This is a genomic window from uncultured Psychrobacter sp., from assembly GCF_947500265.1.
Lineage (GTDB): Bacteria > Pseudomonadota > Gammaproteobacteria > Pseudomonadales > Moraxellaceae > Psychrobacter.
The window spans coordinates 1-453 of record NZ_CANMRN010000021.1; the positions used below are offsets into that span (position 1 = coordinate 1).

Here is a 453-nt window from a genome sequence, read left to right on the forward strand (position 1 = left end):
CTGAGTCCTTTGTACATACCGATAGCCATTAGTACACAGATGGCCAATATAAGAGACAAATGCGGCACCCAGCCAAAGCCAATCATGGTGATACCCATGATACCGATGACGATGGCGGATATGATAAAGGCGAGCTTGGCACTGATTAATGTGAGGGGTTTTGGTGGCATTGGATACCCTTATGTTGCTATAGGTTTAGTTTGCTCAGGTATTCGGGGGTGCGCATCTATTCTTCAATACGGATAATCTCTGTCCTATCTATAGTTAGCTTTAGTTTTTGATTTCTATGTTTTCGCTATTAGCTGACTTAGGAAAGATTTTACACATAAAAAAAAGCCTCACTGTGAAGTGAGGCTTTTTGCGCTTTTTCAAGCCATATTTGGAGCGGGAAAAGAGATTCGAACTCTCGACCCCAACCTTGGCAAGGTTATGCTCTACCACTGAGCTATTCCC

1 protein-coding gene is annotated in these 453 nt (G+C 43.0%); it reads right to left on the reverse strand.

Annotation, left to right across the window (positions count from 1 at the left end):
• Positions 1 to 270 precede the first annotated feature (270 nt).
• On the reverse strand, positions 271 to 453 hold a 183-nt coding region (locus Q0788_RS13885; protein ID WP_298811638.1), incomplete at its 5' end, for a hypothetical protein.